The following is a 22417-nucleotide window of genomic DNA, read 5'->3' on the forward strand; positions in this document are numbered from 1 at the left end:
ACATCTCGTCTTCTAACTGTTTTGTTATTATCTATTATTTCCAAACAAGTCTATTCTCTTTTTTTATATTATGCTCAAATATGGAATCATTGTCTGCGCGATCGCTCTAACAGCCTGTAGTCCAGTTAGTGCGCCCAAGACTACCACTCGTGAAATTACGGGAACTGCCACTCAGAGAGTTTCTGACGTTTCAGCTATCCTCACTAAGCATAAAGCTCCACCCTCAGCCATTCTGGACGCACACTTTGTCGAGGAGCAGATCGGGGATGGTAATTTTGGCCCATCAGACTTCCGCGCATTTTACATTCTAGAAGTTGCACCGCAAGATATTCCCAAATGGATGCAGATACTCACACCACTCACGAATAAGCCTGAGTATAACGCGCTCACAGAATCTAAGAACTGGTGGATTGCCCGTGATGTTTTTCCTTCGCTAGAGTTCTATAAACCTGAGGCACTGACAGGCAGGATGCATGGCTGGATTGGTATCTCACGGCAGACAGGACGCATTTACATTTTCACGTTTACAATGTGAAGGATATTAGGCATCTCATGATCAAATCTAATAATGCTCAATCCTCAAAAACTCTAAGAAGAAATTGTAGTTCATTTGCACTTCATTAGCCCTATCAATCCAAAATAGTGGTATTATTCAGAAATTTTTGAGTAAATACTCGTATTCAACACCACCATGCCATCCGCATTCTCTACAGGTCTCCGTGATAATCTCTCATTGGAAGAACGTGCACTTCCTCTCGAACATGGGATTGATCCTGGCTTCGTAAATCGACGTGCCGTTCAGACAGTGTTACGTGAGAACGGCATGAAGATTGTTGATGAAATGCTGAAATCGATTCCTCAAGACTTACCAGAAGGGCTACGCGAGGTGCGCATCGATCACGTCTATAACTCTGTCTTGCTCAAGTTTTGTGAGTTATTAGGCATCAAAACCCTCGGGCAAATACTCTCATCCGGACAAGGACATATGTTCTGTTCCACAGAGACTTTTCTACCCTGTCCCGAAGTCTATGATGCTGAGCGAGTCTTTAGCCAAGTTCAACCCGCTGGTGAGACAAGCTTTAGTGTGCGGATTGAGTACTCAACCAAGCACATTCGATCCGACACTCTAAGAATGGAGCTACATCAAGGTGCATTGCTCTCAATAGTTGCTATGTTTGTTAGAAAGGACGGTGACTGTCTAGTGTTCCGACCTTTGGTCATGGGTGCGCCTTGGCTACATTCTCAAGATCCAGCTTGGATTGACAAAGTGATGTGGTGGAATCAAGACTTCTACGAAAACTTTATTGAAGATTTCGACGAGTTTGCCCGTATTCGAGAGGTCCCGAAGCCTGATTCTATTGATATTATGCGGCATGTTCCTGAGCGTGGATTCAAGATGTCTCTTGCAAGAATTCTCGGTGATCGAATTACTAAGGATTGGGGAGGTGAACAATCGGATCACTATACATCAAACATTCATCTCAACGGCAGACGAACGACAGCTGCATTTTTGCTAAAGGGACCTGCTAAGTTCTCACCCATGACTTTGAACCACCTAGGTAAGAACAATGATCAGATTTATCGCCTAGCACAAGAGCCATCTGAGGTGCTCTTTATCCAGCATTCTCACGACATCACACCTCCAGTGCGGGCGACTCTTCGAGCCTTTGCTGTCCAACCAGGTAAGCCAAGGCGATACTGTCTAATTGATGGTCGAGACTCTCTCTGGTTGCTCAATGCTTATGGTCTACTCGATGATGCTATGACAACCGTATAGTAAGAGATAATAGAGCAATTCGCAAAATTCTCGATGTAGGATAGGGCAATGGCAAGATTCCCTTGGTTGCGACACCATATTTTGGGATTTTGGATTGGGCAATTTTCTAACGGCTTGATAAAACCTTTAACTGTGCTTCGGCTTTATGGATATATTGCTTGGCTTTTAAGACCATCGCCTGATATTCCTCAGCATTGGGCGAGAAATTTAGCTTTAAATCCAAGTCCGAGACAGTGAGATCGCAGTTTCTCAAAGGTATGTCTTCCATGAGCGCATGTAGGGTCAATTCATGAATTGACCCTACATGCAAATCCCAAATTCTCTTGGCGTTACATGCCAAAGTGAGTCAGGGCTGCACGAATTACGACAAACCATACCGTAAGAGTAGAGAATAGGTAGAGGTAGAACCGAAGTATAACCAGATTGAACGTACAATGGACGGCACTATGCAGTATCCGAAATATCACGAATAACCACGAGGCGTTGACATACACTGCATCCACCTGCTGCGTGACAAAGAGGTATAGCGCGATCGCATAGAAAACGACGGGCATTTCAAACAGGTTCTTGAGGTTATCCGATGGATTGGATATACTGGGTGGCGAAATCTCTGCAAATTCGCTCGGCTTGGCAAGGTCTTGGGGTGAAATCTTGTGACTGGTGATGAAACTAATCCGACGCACGTACATATATACCCAAACCACAAGCGTCAGAAATATGGTTGCAAAGAAAGGACTGAAAATTGCTTCTTGTTTCATGGTTGCCTCCTAAACTAAACCGTTCTGGCGATCGCTGGGCGATAAAGTTCGCCACACACTATGGACAAGGCTTGAGGAAATATAGAACAGCACAAATCCAATCAGAGGATGGAGTACTGCTAGATTCAGGGGACTCTTGAGGTGAATACTGACAAATTGCAATCCTAGTAATAGGGGAAGACTTACTACGAGCCTTTGGATCTTGCTCGGGAATGTCGTTACGAACACCCATCCCAATAAAATGAGAGACAGCCCGCTATATCCTCTTACAAACCAAACATGAATATTCCACCACGCAGGGTTCTGAAAATAGGCAACCCCAACCGTGAAGAGTTGAGCAATTAAGCAGAGGTTAAACGCTACCGCAGCAGCATAAAAGCCCATCTGCATCCAATCGATGGGAGCGCGATCGCTATCTAAATTTGTGTCCATATCGAGTTATTTTGAAGATTAAAGCTACTATAGGCTGAGCACTTCAATGCTTCTAGACCTCGATCGGGTACACTTCAAACGCCTTTATCTATGACAAGTTCTTTGGGTCTTCTCTTTGAAGCCATCAACCAAACCCAGAGCGAACAGGACATGCGATCGCAGATCGTGCCAAAAATTGGTGAATATTTTGCCGCAACAAGATCGGGGATCTTTTTCTTTGATTCGCTAGAAGATCTGTTGCGAAAACGATTTCCCTCCCTCGATCGCAAACTTGAGAAAATCCTGAAATTTGGGCTATCGGTCGAACATAATCCTGTGGTGCGTTATTTAGTCGAGCGCCATGCTCCCGTCCATGAAGCCTTAGTCAGTTCGCCCAAGGCATGGGCGATCCTCTGTCCCCGACCCGATCATTGGCATGTGATGATCGGCCCCATCGTCCATCGCGGTCAATTGGTGGGTGCAGTGGCATGTACCCGTGAAAAGTCAAGTCCTGCCTTTGATACGCAAAATCTATTGGATTTGAGCGCGATCAGTTTGCACCTGTCGGTTTGGGTCGCAACCCTGCGATCGCAAAGCGCTTCCATAAGCGCAGCCACTCCACAATATCAACCTTGTCGAAGCGATCGCTTAACCCCACGCGAACTACAAATTGCCGAATTGGTGGCTTTGGGTCGCACAAATTTAGAAATCGGCAAGGAACTTTGGATTACAGAGAATTCGGTAAAACAGGCTTTAAAACGAATGTTCCGCAAACTTGAAGTCTCCTCGCGGGCAGAGATGGTGGCAATGACACTGGGAGCAATGCAGACAGGTGTAAAAGAGCAATCTTTAAATTAGAGCTAAGTTTTTAGAATGTTCACAGTGATAATGTAATAATCTACACAATGACAATAGGAATACCGATCTATGACACTACGTTTAGGCGATACAGTACCTGATTTTACCCAAGATTCTACCGATGGCTCGATCAGCTTTCATGAGTGGATTGGTGATTCATGGGCAATTTTGTTCTCACACCCCAAAGACTTTACCCCTGTTTGCACGACCGAGCTAGGTGAGGTGGCTAAACTTAAGCCAGAATTTGAAAAGCGCAATGTTAAACCCATTGCCTTGAGCGTTGATGATGTTGCGTCCCATAATGGTTGGGTGGGTGATATCGAAGAAACTCAAAACGCTAAGCTCAATTACCCAATTCTTGCCGATGCGGATAAAAAGGTATCTGAACTCTATGGAATGATTCACCCCAACTCCAGTACTGGCAACACCTTGACCGTGCGTTCAGTATTTATCATCGACCCCAACAAAAAACTGCGTCTAACCTTAACTTACCCAGCTAGCACGGGACGTAACTTTGACGAGCTTTTGCGCGTGATTGACTCCTTGCAATTAACCGATAACTATAGTGTTGCCACACCTGCTAACTGGAAAGATGGACAGGACTGCGTAATTGTTCCTTCGGTATCTAATGAAGAGGCAAAGACGAAATTTCCTAAAGGCTTTACCCCAATTAAGCCCTACCTGCGTATGACGCCTCAACCTAATAAGTAATTGGGATTAGGTTGTATTCCAGAAAATCAGAAAACCTGAATTACCCACTGTAGGGGGCAATCCCCCTGTGGTTGCCCAGATGTCTAAGCGCAGGGGCACTGCCCCTACAGAATGTTCGGTGTAACCGAAAAATTTACAGGTAGCAAAATTTTCATAGAGATCGAAAGGGGCTGCTTTGAAGCAGCCCCTTTTGTTTAGCCCCTACCAATTCTCTTCCTCGTTAGTATTTTTTTCCCAAAGTTCCAAATCTAGTTCTTCCAAATAGACGAGGGCACTTTGCAGTTGGTGGCTCGTACCAGTTAACTCTAGGGTGAACCAACCATCTTCCTGCGAGTTTTCACCGAGAATGGCAGCAGTAATATTGACCAATAAGCCATGATCGATGACAAGACGAGAGATTATCGGTTCTTGGTGATAGTTTCTAGGAACCCGCATCGTAATCTGGTTTGTCATTAATCGGCTATCGTCTTCAGGTGAGGTAGCATTAGGGTGAGGCTCATTGCCTCTTTGGGCGAGCATTTGTTTGTCTCCTACTCAAAAAGTTAGATTTTATGTTTGTAATTTGTTTGCAACATTTACTAGGGTAACCAATGTAACCAGTAAGTGGGTGTGATCTCGGTTACTGAGAGACAATATCATTGCGCATAGCCAATCAGCGACTGCAAGAAGAGAGATTTTTAAACGCAAAAGGTCAGATCGATGTAAAAAACCGTCGATAAACGTGAAAAGATATTGCTATTGAGTTCACTTAACAAAGCGGATCCTTGATTGATGCTGCAAGCACAGGCTACAGAAGAATTGTTGATTTTGGTTGATGAAAGCGATCGCCAAGTGGGTGTTGCTGAAAAACTGCAAGCTCATCTTGATGGCAAATTGCACAGAGCCTTCTCAATTTTTGTGATGAATTCTCAGGGTGAATTGCTGCTACAGAAACGCGCCAAAGCCAAGTATCATTCTGGCGGTCTCTGGACAAATACCTGTTGCAGTCATCCCAGACCGAATGAAACCTTGGAATCTGCCTGCGATCGCCGATTGCAAGAAGAAATGGGCTTCTCTTGCCAGCTTAAAGCACTATTTAGCTTTGTCTATCACGCCAACCTCGATCGCGGTCTGATCGAACATGAGTACGATCACGTCTTCTTAGGTAATTACGAAGGTTCACCCACACCTAATCCTGAAGAAGTGGAAGACTGGCAATGGATGGGCTTGGAAGCTTTACAAATCGATATTCGACAAAATCCCCAGCACTATACCTATTGGCTGCGCGAATGCCTAGATCGTTTTTTGGAAATCGCGGGCAACCATAAGGGAATTATCCCTATGGGAAATTAGGAGGTTTATAGCAAAGAAACTACCTTTATCCAGTAGCTTGGACTTACCCCCTTTAATTCCCTTGCAAAGGGGGAAGGCTAGAAATCTTGTTCCTTCCCCTACCCTGCGGGAAGTCGCTTCGCGGCTTCGGGCTCTCATCCATGCCTTAATTGCTCGCCTCGGATAGAATAATCTAAGAGTTCCATTGGGTGCATCACGGGAACCTTTTGACCTTGCAGTTCTAAATGCTTGCGAATTTGAATCGTGCAACCCACGTTAGCGGAAGCTATCAAGCTTGCACCCGTATCCACGAGGTTCTCTACTTTCTGTTTGCCTAATTCGTCGCCTACCTCAGGTTGCAAAATGTTATACACACCCGCACTGCCGCAACAGAGCGCCGCATCTAAAGGTTCTCGCAATTGCACGTTCGGAATTTGTTTCAGAAGTTGACGGGGCTGGACGCTGATTTTCTGACCGTGCAGCATGTGACAGGCATCTTGATAGACAATCGTTAAAGGCGAAGCTTCTTGTAAAGGGAAGAGCTTTGCGGTTAAACCCACATCGGCAAGAAACTCTTGCACGTCCTTCACTTTCTTGGCGAATTCCTTAGCTTTGGCTGCATAGACAGGATCGTCTTGCAGAATATGACCGTACTCTTTGAGCGTGTGACCGCAACCTGACGCATTGATAATCACTGCATCGACATCCGTATTCGCAAAGCTGTCGATCGTGGCACGGGCTAATTCTTTGGCTTGCTCCTCTTGTCCCTGATGCTGAGAGAGAGCAGCACAACAACCTTGAGACTTAGGAATTACAACCTCACAGCCATTCGCGGTTAAAACACGTACCGTTGCTGCATTCACTGCGGGTAAGAAGACGCGCTGCACGCAACCCAAAATCATACCGACACGATAGCGCTTTGTCCCTTGAGCTGGAACTACTTCAGGATAAAGGTCTTGAAAGGCTTCCGTCGATAGCTCAGGTAAGACAGATTCCATCGCGGCGAGGGGCTTGGGCAAGATTTTTTGTAAGATGCCAGACGATCGCATAATTTTTTGCAATCCCAATCTCTGATAGATCAATAATGGCGCTAGCAGGACTCGCATCCGATTAGGATAGGGGAAAATCGAGAAAATCAGCTTTCTCAGTAGTTTCTCAGGTAACGGGCGATCGCTATTCCGTTCCACTTGGGCGCGAGTGGCTGCAATTAATTTGTCATACTGAACTCCAGAGGGGCAGGTGGTTACGCAGGCAAGGCATCCCAAACAAGAGTCAAAATGTTGCGCGATCGCACCTGATAGGGGGATTTTGCCTTCATTCACACCATCCATTAAATAGATTCTGCCCCTCGGTGAGTCTGTCTCTTTGCCGATGACGCGATAGCTGGGACAGGTCGATAAGCAAAAGCCACAATGGACGCAAGCATCGATTAGGGTGGCATCAGGCGGATTTTGGGAATCAAAAGTTTTCGTGAAGTCAAAGCCATTAATTTGACTGGCTTCTGAGAGTTGTTCAGAGGACATTTCTGAGGTTTGCATAGTTTGAATGGTGAGGATGAGTAATTGGTGATCGATGAATGGGCAATTCATGAATTACCCATTCATCAAATGAATAATCGATGGGGGCTGAGAAGGTGATGTGGGTCAAATTGTTGCTTAATTCGTTGCATGATTCCGATCGCATTGCCTGTATATCCCCAGACATCCAGATTTTGTTTGAGTGCAGGTGGAGCTTCCAAGATCGTGAGAAATCCTCCCGTATCGTTTGCTAGATGGCGAATCTTTAAGAGCAAATCTTGAGGATCGAATCCGCCTGCAAGATCGAAGCGTAGCGTTCCTAGACCACCCGCCCCATGAATTTGAACGTAAGGTTGTGGTATAGATTCTGACAAGGTACGCGCAATCGCTTCGAGTTCCACTAAGATATTCACCACCTTGGAAGGAAGCACGCCTAACTTGACAATTAGTTTAGAATTTCCCGCCAGACTGGACTGCGGACTCGGTTGCCAAACCAAATCCTCTAGCCTTTGCCAGAAATTCTCTGCTTCCGATAATACTTCTGCCTTGAGATGGAGGGATTTGCCAAGTTCCACTAAGCGATCGCTTTGCTCGATCACGCTGACTTTTAAGGTCTCAAACCGAGCCACTAAACCAATCTCTTTGCCCGTATCCTGTCCGAATCCCAATTCCTTCAGCAGACTGGAAGAGAGCAAATCTAAAACCGTGGGGGTTAGGGTCGAGGATAGAATTTTATTTCTCAACTCTGCGATCGCATCGGCTTTGCCCGTCAACAGGACGGTTTGCTTGGCTTCTGGCAAAGGATATAGCCGAAAGGTCAACTGGGAAATTACACCCAACGTACCATAGGCCCCCGTCAGCAGTTTCATCAGATCGTAGCCCGCCACATTTTTGACAACCCGACCACCCGCCTTGACCAACTCGCCATCCGATCGCACAAAGGAAATGCCAAGACACATATCGCGCAAGCCGCCATAACGCTGTCGCAAGGAACCCGTGTTGGCTGTAGCCACAATTCCCCCAATCGTCGCTGCGTTGGGATAGGCAGGGTCGATCGCGCAATACTGCCCCTCCTGCGCCAAAATCTTCTGGAGGTCAGCAAACTTCATGCCTGCCTCGACGGTGACGGTGAGATCGCCCACGCAGTGCTCGATCAGGCGATCGCAGCCAGCGGTGCTAATTGCCACGTTTGCGCCGCGAACTAGTCCGCCCCAAGTCAGTTTGCTGGCATTGCCGTAGGGTAAAACGCCCCATTGCTGCTGATTTGCTAAAGCGATCGCGCTGGCTAGCTCGGTTTGGGTCTTAGGGGAGACAATGGCAAGATTTTCAACACCCATGGTTGAATTCGCGATCTGTGTTTTAAGGTGTGGTTCCGCCAGATCGAGTGTCTGAACGTTACCTAAACCCACGATATCCGCAAAACTTGCGGCGATGTCCCCTGCGCTCTGTTTCTCTGATGTTGCCACGAATGCTTTTATATAGAAATTCCTAATCGCATTTTATTATCTCAAACGAGCGACTATAAAAAATTGGGTAGTATCGCAAAAGTGTAGAATTAATATTGGGCATGTGGAGTGAAATCCTTCACACGGTAGTGTTCTGAATAATCTATTAAATTAAATTTTCAACACTTTCAAAACACCACCGAAGATTTGTATTTGAACTGACGCAGATCTGACTTTTTCAGCGATCAGACATCGTCAATATCAAGACCCAAAGCCCGAAGGCGACTAGCTAATCGTTCGGCACGCTGTTCGGCACTTTCTGCGCGTTGACGTTCTTGCAAGCGCAGGCGTTCAGCACTTTCTGCACGTTGTTCGGCACTTTCTGTGCGTTGACGTTCTTGCAGGCGCAGGCGTTCAGCACTTTCTGCACGTCGCTCAGCCCACTGCATCCGTTGCGCCAACTCTACTGAAGTTAAAAAACACTGCCCATCTGGACGATATAAAACCAATTCTCTCCCTGCTTCCCAATCAAATCTGATTCCCAAGCGAGGGCTAACCCAGCCAGACATCCTTACGATTTTTACTAACTTCTGTTCCTGGCGTTGCCAACCTTCCAAAATGAGATCGTCAGGATCGTAGATGTAGTATTCCTCAATGCCATGCTCCTGATAAAACTCAAATTTCTCCTCTAGAGAGTCGATGCCTCGACGAACTTTATTACTAGGTGACAAGATCTCAAAAGCAACCTGCGGCGCAATGTTATCCTCTACCCATTGCTTATAAGAACCACGCCTACCCCTTGGTCTACCAAAAACCACCATGACATCAGGGGCAGTACGCTCAAGGCTTCCCTGAACGGGATACCATGACAAATCTCCTGCAATAAAAACATTGGGGTCTTCAGCAAAAATGATTTCTAAGTTTTCTTTGACGATCACAATCCAACGATATTGTTCGGTATTGTCTGACATCGGATTGCCATCACTATCGGGATAGATCGGTTCTTCAGAAGCGATCGGTTGCGAAATCATAGACTTACCCTCAAAATTAAGTGGAGAGAAGTTATTTATGCCTAATGTGTTAATTATTTTACACTCTAAAACTTGCCTTAATTATTCACTAAGCTCCTAAACAGAAAATAACCTGAATTACAAACTGTTGCGTGTAGATTTACAAAAGCTCAAAAAACATAAAGGCTACTCCATAATATGAGTAGCCTTTGAAATTAGAAATTTAACAGAAGCTCGAATCTACTATTGCCCCATTTGTCTGCGTAGAGCATCTAGTTCGGCATCAACATTACCAACCGAAGACTTAGTTGAGTCAGAAGGTAATGCAGGCGTAGAAGGGCTGCTACCAGCAATCATTTTTGCTTTTAGTGCTGCGAGTTCGTCATCGACACCACTACCTGATTCTAACTGAGCAAATTGGCTTTCAAGGTTATCCATGCCTAGCTCAGCAGAAGCACCAGCTTTGGCTTCAGCCATCAATACCCGTTCTTCCATGCGCTCAAAGGTGGCAGCGGCAGAGTTGGTATTGACCTTGCCCAACATGTTGTTGAGATTTTCTTGGGCTTTGGCAGATTGCAACCTTGCCTTGAGCATTTCTTTCTTGGTTTTAGCCTCAGAAATTTTGCCTTCAAGGGCAACCAAATTTCGCTTTAGGGTATCGACTTGACCTGTTTGTTGATCGAGACTGCCCTTGAGCGCAGCAACGGTGTCAGCATGAGTTTTTTTGCGGCTCAGTGCTTCCCGTGCTAGATTTTCATCCCCCTTTTGCAGCGCCAACATTGCCCGACGTTCCCATTCTTGAGCTTGGGTATTGGCTTGGTTATACTGTTGCTCTTGACGCTTTAGGGCTGCCATCGACTGGGCTACGGCTTGACGCAGTTGCACCAGATCTTCCTGCATATCGATGATGGTTTGCTCCAGAATCTTTTCTGGGTCTTCAGCGGAGGTGACCATCGCATTTACGTTAGACTTGACCACCATGCCGATGCGATCTAATAGTCCCATATCCTTACCTTTTCCTTAATAAAGCAAAGTCCTTTAACAACTACCTAAATATACTTCTGTCGATACAAAAATATATTGCTCCTTTGGGTCTAAGTTTTTAACCTAAAGTTTTCTAACCCAGATACGTTTCTGCTCACGTTACCATTAACTTGAGGCTAATTATGCGATCGAGCGCACAACTAGTAGCTAGACAGCTTAGTGTGAAGCATGATTCTCTTAACATAGTATCATGGGCAACCATTTGAATGGTCGTGGTTTCGTAGAAAACCACTAGACCCGCTTAGGTGACAGGGTGAAAATGCGCGTAGATTTGCTGGGCGAGTTTGTCACCAATACCAGGGGTTTCGGCAATTTGCGCGACACTGGCTTGGCGCACGTATTCTACAGAGTGGAACTTCTCTAAGAGCTGCTTTTGGCGATGATGCCCCAAGCCGGGGATTTGGTCGAGGTGCGATCGCTGCATGCGCTGACTGCGTTTTTTACGGTGAAAGGTAATGGCAAAGCGGTGGGCTTCGTCTCGCAAGCGTCTCAATAGCTGTACGCCCGCGTGCTCGGCATCGATGCCAATGGGCTGGGTTTGGTAAGGTAAAAAGATTTCTTCGCGTTTTTTGGCAAGACTAATTACCTTGAGTTGTTCGGCAAGTCCTAGATCTTCAATCACTGCCATCACCGCTGAGAGTTGCCCTTTGCCGCCATCAATCATGACGAGATCGGGAAAATCTTCGTCAAATTCTTCAGGCGACGATCGCTCTGTGGGGTTCTCTATGGATTGCGGCGCGATCGCGTACTTGCGAAACCTTCTGCTCACGACCTCCGCCAGACTGGCAAAATCATCGGAGTGACCTGAGGTAATTTCAGGATTGCGGATTTTGTAGTGGCGATAATGCTGCTTGGCGGGTAAGCCATCAATAAACACAACCTGACTGGCGACGGCATCCGACCCTTGAATGTGGGAAATATCGTAGCCCTCGATGCGATGGGGCAATGTTGGTAAATCCAGAATTTCGGCTAAACCCTCAAGGCTTTGCTGGTTGCGATCGCTCTGTCTTTGAATTCTTGCCAACTCGTACTGCGCGTTACGTTCGACCATCTCGATTAGCTCGGCTTTTTGCTGGCGTTGGGGCATAAAAATCGTCACTTTTTTACCCTTGCGCTGGCTCAGCCAAGCACTTAAGACCTCGGCTTCGGGCAATTCCAATTGGGTATGCACTTCATTGGGAATCTCGACGGGGTCGCAACTCTGATAATGTGCCTCCAAAGCCCGTTGCAAAATCATTGCCGATGAATCGCCTTGGCTGTCTGCCAAAAACGCCAACCGACCCACCAGCCGACCTGCGCGGATTTGGAAAAGCTGAATGCAGGTATGTTGTTCGTCATAGGCAAGGGCGATCGCATCGCGAGAAACCGTATCGTCGGGTAGGGACACCTTTTGGTCTGCCCCCAGATGCTTGAGCGTGTTGATTTGGTCGCGAATAAAGGCGGCTTTCTCAAACTCTAGATCCTCGGCGGCGGTCTCCATTTTGGCGGAGAGCGCATCGATCAACTCGCGGGTGCGCCCCTGAAAAATCATCGCCACCCGCTGCATGGTGGTGTGGTAGTCCTCTGGGCTAATCAGTTGCTGGCAAACTCCGGGACATAGACCCATGTCATAGTTGAGGCAGGGGCGATCTTTAAACATCGGTTTGGGACGTTGGCGCAGGGGAAAGACGCGCTTAATAATCCCTAAGGTGCGTTTGAGGTTATGCACATCGACATAGGGCCCGTAATATTTATCTTTGGCAGAGCCGAGATTGCGCCTACGGGTAATAAAAATGCGGGGGTAAGCATCCGACCAAGTAATGCAAACGTAGGGATATTTCTTATCATCCTTGAGCAGAACGTTGTAGTAGGGCTGATGCTGCTTGATCAGGTTGTCTTCGAGGGCAAGTGCTTCGGCTTCGGAGTCGGTGACGATAAACTCAATTTCACTGACCAACTGCACCATCATGGCGATGCGTGGCGACAGGTCTTGGCTACTGCGAAAATACGATCGCACCCGATTGCGTAGGGCTTTGGATTTGCCAATGTAGAGAATCTGATCTTGGCGATCGCGCATCAAATACACCCCTGCTTCTAAGGGGATATCTTTGAGACGGGCTTGCAGTTTTTCAGGATTTTGAATCAGGCTCAAGGTCATGGATTTATTGTAGCTATTTGATCGTATCCACGCCCCTTGTATCTTGAGAGAAATAGTAATTGCCGCAGTATGCAGAACAACAGTGAACTGTTTGGTATAACTGCATTCCTATGGTGGATGACGACCAAGAAGTTTTTCTTCTTCCCGAATTGCCAGAATGATGGCACGATTTAGTTTCAAAGCATTGACAGTTGCTCGCCCCACTGCTGTTAAACCAACAATCTGCACATCGTTCCAGCAAAAGTGCTCTCTCCAAGATTGCTGACGCGGGTTGAAAATCGGCACCATTTTATTCGTTTCTGGATCTTCCACGTCTTGCCTTGCTCCTTTGTAAAGCGAGCAAGATACACAGGCAAGTGCTAAGTTGTCTTCTGTCGTTAAACCACCTGCCACGACAGGAATCACATGGTCAATGTGAAACGTAGCCGCTTGCCCTAGTTGTGATAAACCGCAGTACTCACAAAGATTATTTGCCCGTTGAATGACCAAACGGCGTAAAGATACAGGGATCGCTGCCATCTCTGAAATTAATTGTTGTACTTAGTAATTCTTTGTGATCGCAACTGCAATAGGGATAGAAACTCAGCTAACTCAACTAAGCCCTCTGCCTCTTGTCTTTCTGATACGCTTAGCCTTTCACCAGCATCTTGGCGATCGAGCAAAAGCTGGAGACGAAATTGAACTGCTTCAGGTAGCCTAAAGTGAGTCAGTTCAACTGGTATCTCAATGATTTCAGGCATAGTGGTTTGGTGAGATAAAATAACTGTCAAGTCTAGTGCTAGTTTAACTCAAAGCTCTTCTGCAAGAAAGGCAATCAAATATGAGCAACAAACCTATTTTGAGCAAATCTGAAACAGACTGGCAACGACTCGATGCAATGACTGACGAAGCGATCGATCTGTCTGACTGTCCTGAAATAACACCTGAAAAATTTGCTAAAGCTGTGGTTCGACATGGTTTACCTGTAGCGAAGCACAAAGCTCAAGTGGCTTTACGGATTGACAGCGATGTTTTGGAATGGTTTAAGTCTCAAGGACGAGGCTATCAAACCCAGATTAATAGCTTGCTACGGGCGTATATGGAAGCCCATCACTAATGGTTTGCAGGTGATATAGCACACTCAATTGTCAATGCGATCGCACCCGATTGTCTAGAGCTTTAGATTTGTCGATGGATAAAATTCGATCGCTAGCGATCGAGCGGACTAATCACGCCCTTTCCGCCGCGATTAAGAACGTGCGTATAAATCATCGTTGTCTTCTGGGTGGGCTTATAGTGAGTTTGAGGTTTCTAAGCTATTTAAACTCGCTTGGAAAGATGATGAAGCCAATGCAAACAGACCTGAAAGAGATGACTTAATTCTGCTTCGGCAACATGGGTATGTCACGCATCTGGTCAAAGTTCTGAATCGTCAGGCTGAATTTGAAGACTGGCAAGGTAATTACAATATCTACCGCATTGTTGAAGTGCTATGGGTGATCGATTGTAGTAAGCCACCTCATGCAGCCAAGGCAGACGTAATATTTGATTTTCCAGAAGTACTTGATTTTATGGGCGGTAATGCCATGAAATTAGAAGAATTACCCACGTTCAAGAGATCTTGGGAATCACGAGGCGGACTTAATGCCTTTCAAGACCATGTAAAATCAAGACTTTTAGGTATTTCAAATCCGATCTAGGCTTTTTAGTTGCTATGATGAGTGTGTAGAGATTAACACCCTGCCATGAAATATCCTCTTCATACCCAATCAAAACCTGTTTCAGGGCTTGCTGCCAAGAAACTGCTAGAAGCGATCGACTCTGGTGGAGCAATCGTTAATGATCGGATGCTTGCTCTGGCAAAGCGTATAACTGCCCGTCGTCGAAAAGCACAGAAGCATGGCTAGTTCTGGTAAATTTGACGGAGTTGATTTCTCCCAAATCGATATTGAGTTGCTAACCCCTGAACTTCGAGAACTTGGACAGGGGTTTCGCTGTGTCAGAGGAGAGTTTGTCACCTATTGGAAACAGGGACGAATTCAAAGGGAAGCAGATGCTTATCTTTGCCAATGCTGGATTGCTAGGATTGAGGATGCTCTAGCTGGTTACATTACACTTCTAGCGGATAAGTTAGAGGTTGAAGATGCTCTACTGATTCAAGAAGGTGTGAAATATCGGACTTTTCCATCCGTGAAGATTGGATTGCTTGCTGTTGATCGCCGCACAAAAGGGCTTGGAATAAGATTGATGGAGTGGGCGATCGATTATGTGATTACCGAAGTATTACCAATCATCGGGGTTAGATTTATAACTGTAGATGCTCTTTACGATTTTGATGTTGATCCAGCTTATGACGCATCTGGCTTCTATGAAAAATTGGGGTTTGAGTTCGCCGATCCTACCGAGTCTCTACCACCCGCCAACCCATATCGTACAATGTATCTAGATCTGAAGCCGTTGATAGAATCACTTGCTAGAGAAGAACTGGATGAAGACCAGTTATAGTCTCCGCAAAATGCCGTATAACAACGCGATGGAGCGGACACTTGAAATTTGCTAGCAGGAATGCAAAAATTGTTTACTGCCGCTCATCTTAGCCGTTATACCAATAGCAATCGCTCCGTTTCTTGTTGAATTCGGAGAAGTTAAGGATAATACTGCTCTATAAACCCATTGGGCAGTTGATAGACTGATGCTAGCGATCTCATGCCAAAATTGAAGACAGGAACGCCAGAATTACAGACTCTTTGCAGCCTCAATTTACTGAAGTTCTCACCCTTATCAAAACTGCTCAACAAAAGGTTATCGCCACCGCAAACCAAGAACCGATCGCACTATAACTGGAGCATCGGTACATACATCCGCGATCGCCTAGCCAAAAGTGAATGGGGACAAAAAGCGATCGAACAACTTATCGACAAGGAGGCGCAATGTCCGATTGTGGTTGCGAGTTTGAGGCAAAAAACAAAGCACAGCGTAAAGTTCTAAGGATACTTTTTGCTATCAATGCAGCCATGTTTGTCATTGGAATTATTGCTGGAACGTTAGCTCGTTCGACCGCTCTCGTTGCTGATTCCCTCGATATGTTTGTTGACGCGACAGTTTAGCGATCGCTCCTTCCAAAATGACTGCTCGATCGACCTCAAAGTTACCGTTTGCCTGCTGAAGGATGGAGCCTATAATGATGTGGTGTTTACTGGCGATCGCGCCATTGTTTCTCCAACCTTTCAAGAGCTAGGGTTGACAGTAATCGAAGTGTTACGTGCAAAAGGATAAGCAAAATAATCTATGAGTCACTCTGATGATTTGCTACGAGCATTCCGAATCGCGGTCGAAGACCTCGAAGAGAATCGTGCTGGTCGGCTTGGTGTCGCACAGAGGCGCAACCTTCTCCACAGTGGCAATTGGAACGTGGCAGCCGCACTCTTTCTCGGTTTTCTGCTCTGCGCAACGATCTATGGGTTTGCCAAAAAGCCGCTCGCTCCGATTCAGTGGATTCTAGCGATCGCTCTGTTCGCCGCTTTGCTAGCTATGGCAATATGGTACTTCCGTCGAACCCGCGTAGCCGTAGCCGAAGGTCGTGTGGAATGTTTAGCTGGACAGGTTCAAGTTGGCAGCCGTGGGCGCCAAGGGGCGTACCTCGCTGTTGCCGGTGAGGTTTTGCCACTGCCAATTAGTCTGCGAAACATCCGACAGGGTGGGGTATATCGCGTTTACATCGTGCCCTACACGCGCGGCATCGTAGGGATGGAACCCATTGAAAGTATTTCTCCATAGGGTTTAACCGTGATTGAATCGGCAATATTAAGTTACAGGAAGTTCCTCGGTCAGATTTATTTTGCGGATAAGCACCCAAGAATATTTCAAGCTAAAAACCTCTTATTCCGCATACACCGTCTCATCTTCTTTGCGCCATGCTGGGTCAACAATACAAATAAATACCAACGGCTCAGCGCCAAGGTTACGAATAAATTGCTTCGCATTAGGAGGAATGTAAACAGCATCGCCCGGTTCTACCACTTGGGTTTCGCGATCGATGTGTATTTCGCCGCTACCGCTGAGAATGTAATACACCTCAGAAGTCGTTAAAGCGTGGGGCTGGGAAGTTTGACCGACGGGCACGATCGCATGGGCAAGACTGTAACGTAAAGCGATCGCTTGCTTGTCAGGGTGCAGCAACTCGCGCAACAGCGTGCCATCTCCTGCCGTAAATTCAGCACAGTCCTGTAACTTGTTTACTAACATAAATTTAAATGATGGGGCATGGTTGGGAATTAAATTCCTGAATGAATGTCAGGGGATTCAGATAGACTGGATATAGCAAAAATAAACCATCTATGCAGACTATTTCTGAGAATATCAACAGCATAAAAGCGAATGAGTCTATCCCTGCATCTGTCGGCAGTGAAAACTCTAATGAAAACCTCAATGCTGAGAATTTAGGCACGATCGTGCGTCGTAAAACCCGACCTGTAAAGATCGGCTCTGTAACGATCGGAGGCGGACATCCTGTGGTTGTCCAGTCCATGATCAATGAAGACACGCTCGATATTGCAGGCGCAGTCGCAGGGATTCGCAGGTTGCATGAAATTGGCTGTGAGATCGTGCGGGTTACGGTTCCGAGTTTGGCGCATGCCCATGCCCTTGCAGAAATTCGTGCCACGCTGAAACAGACCTACCAAGACGTGCCCCTCGTAGCAGACGTGCATCATAACGGCATGAAAATTGCCCTCGAAGTTGCCAAGCACGTCGATAAGGTCAGAATTAACCCCGGTCTCTATGTATTTGAGAAACCCAAATCGGGGCGCACAGAATATAGCCAAACCGAGTTTGAAGAAATTGGCGAAAAAATCAAAGAGACCCTCAAGCCCCTCGTCGTTTCCCTCCGAGATCAGGGTAAGGCAATGCGGATTGGCGTCAATCATGGCTCGCTTGCCGAACGCATGTTGTTTACCTACGGCGACACGCCACAGGGTATGGTGGAGTCCGCCTTAGAATTTATTCGTATTTGCGAAGAATTAGAGTTTCGCAATTTAGTGATTTCGCTCAAGGCATCGCGCGTACCTGTGATGGTAGCTGCCTATAAGCAAATGGCTAAACGCATGGATGAGCTGGGCATGGACTACCCGCTACACCTCGGCGTCACCGAAGCAGGCGATGGTGAATACGGTCGGATCAAATCTACCGCAGGCATTGCCACCCTCTTAGCACAGGGAATTGGCGACACCATCCGCGTCTCGCTTACTGAAGCCCCTGAAAAAGAAATTCCTGTCTGCTACAGCATTTTGCAGGCTCTAGGCTTGCGAAAGACGATGGTGGAATATGTGGCTTGCCCTTCCTGTGGCAGAACCCTATTTAACCTTGAGGAAGTTTTGCATAAGGTCAGAGAGGCTACTAAACATTTAACAGGTCTAGATATTGCTGTGATGGGTTGTATCGTCAATGGGCCTGGTGAAATGGCTGATGCCGATTATGGCTATGTTGGTAAAACCCCCGGCATGATTTCTCTCTATCGTGGCAAAGAAGAAATCAAGCGCGTACCTGAAAACGAAGGGGTTGAACAGTTAATTGCCCTGATCAAATCTGACGATCGCTGGGTCGATCCTTAAACTGCCAACACTAACACCCTCGCTCTAACGCTTAAACGCTCCGTCTGTTAAGAAGGAGCGTTTCTAGCTACAGGAAATCGAAACCGTATCGCTCGTATTTGGGTCGGTACTAACCGCGATCAGATCTGCAATATTTCGCTGCATGGTTTTGCAAATATTATCGAGAGGTAAATCATTCGTATCGCGTCCGAAGGGATCTTCGATTTGAATGCCAATTTCCTCAATGCCAAGTAGGGTAAAGCTCATCAGGGCAACAATTGGCCCCGTCATCCACTCTAGTTGATCGACCATTTGAAAGGGAAGCGATAAACAGTAAATCAACAACAACTGCTTTAGATGAATTGCATAGGCAAGGGGAATTGGGGTTTTGAGAATACGCTCGCAAATACCTGCAACATCCACCATGTTATGCAAGAGTTGCCCCATATCGCCCAACTGATAGCGATCGAGTTTCCCCTGTTTGTACTGGTTTTGCAAATATCGGCTAATCCAAAAGGCAATTTCGAGAGGGGGATGATTCATGGTTTTGAGGCGATCGAACTGTGCGGGAGATAGCACGGCTTCCAGTTCGCTATCGATCGGCTCAGAGCGCAGATGTAGCTTCAACGCGATCGCAAAGGCAGGCAGTAAATTTAGCGCACATATTTTTTGGTCGCGATCGCTGGGTTCCTGTTCCACAATCGCCACCAAGATTTGCCGCGAGAGATTTCGTACCGTATTGATCAGTTGTCCCCAAGCCTTACGTCCCTCCCAAAAGCGATCGTAGGCAGTGTTTGTGCGAAAAACCAGTAACAAACCCAACACAATATTTGGAATCAGACTGCTTAAAAAGGGTAACGAAACACCGATCCTTGCTAAGTGTAAGAGATAAACCACAACACCAAATGCTCCACACAAAAGCGATCGGGGTAGCACCTCAGGCACAACTGAACCCCTCCAACGCAATGCGAGGCGAAACCAGCCGTCTTTTTTGCCGCTCATGACTCCATCACCCGATAGAAACAAAACTCGATTTCATGCCTTTGCATCATACATTCGCATACAGTTTTTCCCTGACTGCTTTGCTAAATTGAGAGCGTGTTTAGCCCGATTTAGCAATTCTTTTGTGCCGATCGCACCATCCAGCGATCCATAAACTGCTCCCCCAACACTGATCGTCACCGATAAATGTAAACCATCCGAGAGCGCGATCTGATTCCTATTGATTGCAAGAACGAGCTGATTGGCTAAATTTTTACTTGCTTCAGGCGCGCAGTCTGGGGTTACGCAAACAAACATGCCGCTGCCATAGCGATAGAGCAAACTACTAGGAGTGCAGGCATTTTGCAAACGTCCCGCGATCGCTGTTAAAACTTCATCCCCTACGGCATGACCGTACTGAGCATTTACCTGTTGCAAGCGATCGATATCAACGATCAAAACGCTCAAATAGGTTTGATCCTCGCCAGCAGTTGCGGCTTGGGCGATGTGCTCCAATAGATAACCCACCCCTCTGCTCATAGACCGACGGTTTAAAACCCCCGTAAGCGTATCGGTTAAATCTAAAGATGTGAGTAATTTGTTGCTTGTTAGTAACTTTTGGTTCGCCAATGCCAGCGCTTTAGACAGCAGACAAAGGCGCAACCCCGTTCTAACTCTGGCTCTTAGCTCTGCGGGATCGATAGGTTTTGTCAATAGCTCATCTGCACCCGCATCTAGCCCAAATAGGCGACGTTCGTAATTGGCATATAGGGTAAGCAAAATAAAATAGGTGGATCTTAGCTCGGGATATTCCTGATTTGCCTTGAACCGCTGGCATAACGCCAAACCTGAGATATCAGGTAAAGACCAGCTACTAACGATCACATCTGGTTGGGTAGCAAGGGCTCTCTCCCAACCAGTTTCAGCAGTTGTGGCGATGTCAATTAGATAACCATCTTCGCTCAGGCATTGAGACACCAAGTTTGCAGTCACCGTATCGTCATCAATGACGAGGACTTTTAATTGGTGGCGACGGTAATTAAGACTGTGGAGATCCAAACGGTTTACTTGAAAAAGAGTACTAAATCATCACTTCTTGCCCCAGCCAAATAGCCCACCACCACTTTTTTTATCGGGCTGTTTTGCAGGAGGTTTGGCGGCTTGGGTTGAGGTGCTGCTGTTAAGCTGATTGATATATTTCAAAGAAATAGGCTCTTTGGGATCGATTTTCAGCGCCTTTTGGAAATTTGTCTTTGCCATCATGGCAACATTTTGGTTCATATAGACTAGCCCCTGCATGCCAAACACTTTGGCGTTGTTAGGATCGAGCTTTTCGGCAGCTTTTAACTCTTTTAGCGCATCTGCCCATTGCTTTTTACTAATAAAGAGTTCTGCCATTTGGATGCTGCGCGTAGCAGGTGACTGAGCAGGGGGTCTAGAAACTTCGGCTGTACTAGTAGAACTCGCTGTAGTCGAGGGAGGAGACGCACTGGTGGCGCTTGGCGTAGAACTAGCGCTACTAAATACGAGGCTTTGTTGCGTCAAAAGGTAGACCAAATTTAATTCGCTGAGGTCTTCGGTATATTGGAGGATTTTGTCTAAGGATTTGTATTGCAGAGGGGAAATTTCCTCGACAAATTTCGTGTAAGTCGTCTTGTGGGGATATTTGTATAGCTTTTGGGCTAATTCAGATTTTAGCGTGGGCTGCTCGGCCTTTTGTTTTTGTCCTTGCGCAAATAGACGTAGTGTTGCAAGATATTCGCCTCTTTCGCGATCGTTATGCAGGGTTTGGTAGGCAGGGCTAACCATTTTAGACAGATAGTTGGTGGCTAGCTCTTTTTCTTCGGCAGTGCGACCAAATACATCTGGATGCAAAACTTTCGCAAGCTGTAAAAACTTTTTGCGGACATGTGCAGCATCGGTGGTCATTGCTAACCCCAAAATTGCATAGTAATCAGGGAGCTTATAGCTGGCAAGACCTCGGCTGATTTTAAAGATTTCTGGTTTTCCCATAGGTTCCACCTCCTAAGTATTTTTTCAAGTGTACCCTCTTGACGCATTTGGGTTAAAGCCTCATCTACGGCTTTTTTGAGAGACTCATCATCTTTATTGACGATCGCAACCAAACTGATAGGTAGCAACGGAGCACCGATCGCAGTCAGGTCTGGATTGTTTCTGACTTGCCACATGGCAACGGGCTCATCGAGCAACATGGCATCGAGTTGCCGATCGCGTAGTTGGGTCACCATGCGATCGAGATCGCGGGAGGAAAACAACCGAATGGCATTACCTCGGTTTCTATTATAAGTTTCTATAACAGCGGCTCCACCGCTGTTCGCTACGACACCAACGCGCTTACCAATTAAATCTCGTAGGGTCGTCAGACGAAGTGTATCTTTACGAATCAGCAGGCGTTGAGAACTGCGGTAATAGGGAACTGTTTCGGCAAACTTGTCCTTACTAGCTCCACCCGTCAGTGCCCCCTGCTCTCGGACGCTAAAAATCAGATCGACTTGACGCGATTCTAAACTTTCGGGTTGCCCTGCCCAAGGCGTATTAATGGGGCGCGCTTCGATTTTGAGCCGATTGGCAATTTCTTGGATAATCTCCAACTCAAACCCATCATAAAACTGCGTTTTGGCATTCCAAAACAGGTAAGGTCCCCCAATCGAGGCATCGATCGCCACGCGTAGGTTCCCGCGCCTTGTCACCAATGCCAAGCTACCATCGGCAAAGACAGGTGCAGCAAATAAACTAACGCAGATGCCCGTATAGAGAGCAAAATGTGAAATCAGGGTAGAAACATTGGGGAGCAATGAATTGCGACGAGAAGTTCGACTGAGCATTGGTTCCGTAAATAAAATGAGAGGGCTAAATTAGGATTAGGACT

29 protein-coding genes are annotated in these 22417 nt (G+C 46.5%); 13 read left to right on the forward strand and 16 right to left on the reverse strand.

The features are described from left to right. Nucleotides 1-70 precede the first annotated feature (70 nt). Both V2H45_RS15305 and V2H45_RS15310 read left to right on the forward strand, forming a co-directional pair. Nucleotides 71-535, forward strand: a complete 465-nt coding sequence (locus tag V2H45_RS15305; protein ID WP_330484521.1) for a hypothetical protein — start codon at nt 71-73, stop codon at nt 533-535. Between the two features lie 288 nt (nt 536-823). Continuing rightward, entirely contained in the window at nt 824-1777 is a 954-nt protein-coding gene (locus tag V2H45_RS15310; protein ID WP_330484522.1) for a hypothetical protein, read from the forward strand. 106 nt (nt 1778-1883) lie between these two features. Here the strand turns inward: V2H45_RS15310 and V2H45_RS15315 are convergent, their stop codons facing one another. From V2H45_RS15315 to V2H45_RS15325, 3 genes are all read right to left on the reverse strand, one after another. Next, nucleotides 1884-2045: a hypothetical protein gene (locus tag V2H45_RS15315; protein ID WP_330484523.1), complete on the reverse strand. Its 162-nt coding sequence runs from the start codon at nt 2043-2045 to the stop codon at nt 1884-1886. A gap of 61 nt (nt 2046-2106) precedes the next feature. Next, nucleotides 2107-2535 (reverse strand): MAPEG family protein, encoded by a 429-nt coding sequence (locus tag V2H45_RS15320; RefSeq protein ID WP_330484524.1) that lies wholly within the window; start codon nt 2533-2535, stop codon nt 2107-2109. Between the two features lie 9 nt (nt 2536-2544). After that, nucleotides 2545-2967 (reverse strand): DUF6220 domain-containing protein, encoded by a 423-nt coding sequence (locus tag V2H45_RS15325; RefSeq protein ID WP_330484525.1) that lies wholly within the window; start codon nt 2965-2967, stop codon nt 2545-2547. Between the two features lie 90 nt (nt 2968-3057). Between V2H45_RS15325 and V2H45_RS15330 the strand changes: the two genes are divergently transcribed. Further along, the gene (locus V2H45_RS15330; protein ID WP_330484526.1) at nt 3058-3804 is read left to right on the forward strand and encodes a helix-turn-helix transcriptional regulator; all 747 of its coding nucleotides are present in this window, start codon (nt 3058-3060) and stop codon (nt 3802-3804) included. A gap of 69 nt (nt 3805-3873) precedes the next feature. Further along, nucleotides 3874-4515 carry a peroxiredoxin gene (locus V2H45_RS15335; protein WP_330484527.1) on the forward strand — a complete coding sequence of 214 codons (642 nt, stop codon included), beginning with the start codon at nt 3874-3876 and terminating at the stop codon, nt 4513-4515. A 201-nt stretch (nt 4516-4716) separates the two neighbouring features. Here V2H45_RS15335 and V2H45_RS15340 read toward each other — a convergent pair whose 3' ends face one another. Further along, nucleotides 4717-5034 (reverse strand): NIL domain-containing protein, encoded by a 318-nt coding sequence (locus tag V2H45_RS15340; protein ID WP_330484528.1) that lies wholly within the window; start codon nt 5032-5034, stop codon nt 4717-4719. A gap of 252 nt (nt 5035-5286) precedes the next feature. On the opposite strand from V2H45_RS15340, the gene idi reads away from it, so the two are divergent. Next, complete coding sequence (idi, locus tag V2H45_RS15345) at nt 5287-5847, forward strand: isopentenyl-diphosphate Delta-isomerase (protein WP_330484529.1); 561 nt, start codon at nt 5287-5289, stop codon at nt 5845-5847. Between the two features lie 134 nt (nt 5848-5981). On the opposite strand, the gene glcF is transcribed toward idi, so the two are convergent. The 7 genes from glcF to V2H45_RS15380 form a co-directional block, all read right to left on the reverse strand. Next, entirely contained in the window at nt 5982-7364 is a 1383-nt protein-coding gene (gene glcF, locus V2H45_RS15350) for a glycolate oxidase subunit GlcF (protein WP_408648801.1), read from the reverse strand. 65 nt (nt 7365-7429) lie between these two features. Next, complete coding sequence (locus V2H45_RS15355) at nt 7430-8809, reverse strand: FAD-binding oxidoreductase (protein WP_330484531.1); 1380 nt, start codon at nt 8807-8809, stop codon at nt 7430-7432. 224 nt (nt 8810-9033) lie between these two features. Further along, nucleotides 9034-9819: a Uma2 family endonuclease gene (locus V2H45_RS15360; RefSeq protein WP_330484532.1), complete on the reverse strand. Its 786-nt coding sequence runs from the start codon at nt 9817-9819 to the stop codon at nt 9034-9036. Between the two features lie 222 nt (nt 9820-10041). Then, the gene (locus V2H45_RS15365) at nt 10042-10803 is read right to left on the reverse strand and encodes a PspA/IM30 family protein (protein WP_330484533.1); all 762 of its coding nucleotides are present in this window, start codon (nt 10801-10803) and stop codon (nt 10042-10044) included. 280 nt (nt 10804-11083) lie between these two features. Continuing rightward, nucleotides 11084-12979 (reverse strand): excinuclease ABC subunit UvrC, encoded by a 1896-nt coding sequence (gene uvrC / locus V2H45_RS15370; RefSeq protein WP_330484534.1) that lies wholly within the window; start codon nt 12977-12979, stop codon nt 11084-11086. Between the two features lie 108 nt (nt 12980-13087). After that, nucleotides 13088-13498 (reverse strand): HNH endonuclease, encoded by a 411-nt coding sequence (locus V2H45_RS15375; protein ID WP_330484535.1) that lies wholly within the window; start codon nt 13496-13498, stop codon nt 13088-13090. Nucleotides 13499-13506: 8 nt separating this feature from the next. Continuing rightward, the gene (locus tag V2H45_RS15380) at nt 13507-13719 is read right to left on the reverse strand and encodes a hypothetical protein (RefSeq protein ID WP_330484536.1); all 213 of its coding nucleotides are present in this window, start codon (nt 13717-13719) and stop codon (nt 13507-13509) included. A gap of 80 nt (nt 13720-13799) precedes the next feature. On the opposite strand from V2H45_RS15380, the gene V2H45_RS15385 reads away from it, so the two are divergent. The 7 genes from V2H45_RS15385 (at nt 13800) to V2H45_RS15415 (ending at nt 16735) form a co-directional block, all read left to right on the forward strand. After that, nucleotides 13800-14075: a BrnA antitoxin family protein gene (locus V2H45_RS15385; protein ID WP_330484537.1), complete on the forward strand. Its 276-nt coding sequence runs from the start codon at nt 13800-13802 to the stop codon at nt 14073-14075. A gap of 157 nt (nt 14076-14232) precedes the next feature. After that, complete coding sequence (locus V2H45_RS15390) at nt 14233-14658, forward strand: hypothetical protein (RefSeq protein ID WP_330484538.1); 426 nt, start codon at nt 14233-14235, stop codon at nt 14656-14658. Nucleotides 14659-14703: 45 nt separating this feature from the next. Next, on the forward strand, nt 14704-14865 hold the full coding sequence (locus tag V2H45_RS15395) for a hypothetical protein (RefSeq protein WP_330484539.1): 162 nt from the start codon (nt 14704-14706) through the stop codon (nt 14863-14865). Continuing rightward, nucleotides 14858-15463 carry a GNAT family N-acetyltransferase gene (locus tag V2H45_RS15400; RefSeq protein WP_330484540.1) on the forward strand — a complete coding sequence of 202 codons (606 nt, stop codon included), beginning with the start codon at nt 14858-14860 and terminating at the stop codon, nt 15461-15463. The genes V2H45_RS15395 and V2H45_RS15400 overlap by 8 nt, the downstream gene beginning before the upstream one ends. 201 nt (nt 15464-15664) lie before the next feature. Further along, nucleotides 15665-15946 (forward strand): hypothetical protein, encoded by a 282-nt coding sequence (locus V2H45_RS15405; RefSeq protein WP_330484541.1) that lies wholly within the window; start codon nt 15665-15667, stop codon nt 15944-15946. Between the two features lie 102 nt (nt 15947-16048). Further along, nucleotides 16049-16234 (forward strand): hypothetical protein, encoded by a 186-nt coding sequence (locus V2H45_RS15410; RefSeq protein WP_330484542.1) that lies wholly within the window; start codon nt 16049-16051, stop codon nt 16232-16234. Between the two features lie 12 nt (nt 16235-16246). Beyond that, on the forward strand, nt 16247-16735 hold the full coding sequence (locus V2H45_RS15415) for a hypothetical protein (RefSeq protein WP_330484543.1): 489 nt from the start codon (nt 16247-16249) through the stop codon (nt 16733-16735). Nucleotides 16736-16837: 102 nt separating this feature from the next. Here the strand turns inward: V2H45_RS15415 and V2H45_RS15420 are convergent, their stop codons facing one another. After that, on the reverse strand, nt 16838-17203 hold the full coding sequence (locus tag V2H45_RS15420; protein WP_330484544.1) for a cupin domain-containing protein: 366 nt from the start codon (nt 17201-17203) through the stop codon (nt 16838-16840). Nucleotides 17204-17295: 92 nt separating this feature from the next. Between V2H45_RS15420 and ispG the strand changes: the two genes are divergently transcribed. Continuing rightward, a complete protein-coding gene (gene ispG, locus V2H45_RS15425) occupies nt 17296-18567 on the forward strand; it encodes a (E)-4-hydroxy-3-methylbut-2-enyl-diphosphate synthase (protein ID WP_330484545.1) in 1272 nt (423 codons plus the stop codon). A gap of 63 nt (nt 18568-18630) precedes the next feature. Here the strand turns inward: ispG and V2H45_RS15430 are convergent, their stop codons facing one another. Genes V2H45_RS15430 through V2H45_RS15445 form a run of 4 tightly spaced genes read right to left on the reverse strand, consistent with a single transcriptional unit; the run spans nt 18631 to nt 22373 of the window. Next, nucleotides 18631-19548 (reverse strand): bestrophin family protein, encoded by a 918-nt coding sequence (locus tag V2H45_RS15430; protein ID WP_330484546.1) that lies wholly within the window; start codon nt 19546-19548, stop codon nt 18631-18633. Between the two features lie 33 nt (nt 19549-19581). Beyond that, nucleotides 19582-20586, reverse strand: a complete 1005-nt coding sequence (locus V2H45_RS15435; protein ID WP_330484547.1) for a diguanylate cyclase — start codon at nt 20584-20586, stop codon at nt 19582-19584. Nucleotides 20587-20616: 30 nt separating this feature from the next. After that, nucleotides 20617-21540: a J domain-containing protein gene (locus V2H45_RS15440; RefSeq protein ID WP_330484548.1), complete on the reverse strand. Its 924-nt coding sequence runs from the start codon at nt 21538-21540 to the stop codon at nt 20617-20619. Continuing rightward, nucleotides 21459-22373 carry a substrate-binding periplasmic protein gene (locus V2H45_RS15445; protein WP_330484549.1) on the reverse strand — a complete coding sequence of 305 codons (915 nt, stop codon included), beginning with the start codon at nt 22371-22373 and terminating at the stop codon, nt 21459-21461. The genes V2H45_RS15440 and V2H45_RS15445 overlap by 82 nt, the downstream gene beginning before the upstream one ends. Nucleotides 22374-22417 lie beyond the last annotated feature (44 nt).

It is taken from the genome of Tumidithrix elongata BACA0141 (assembly GCF_036349135.1).
In the GTDB taxonomy this organism is placed as follows: Bacteria; Cyanobacteriota; Cyanobacteriia; order Pseudanabaenales; family Pseudanabaenaceae; genus Tumidithrix; species Tumidithrix elongata.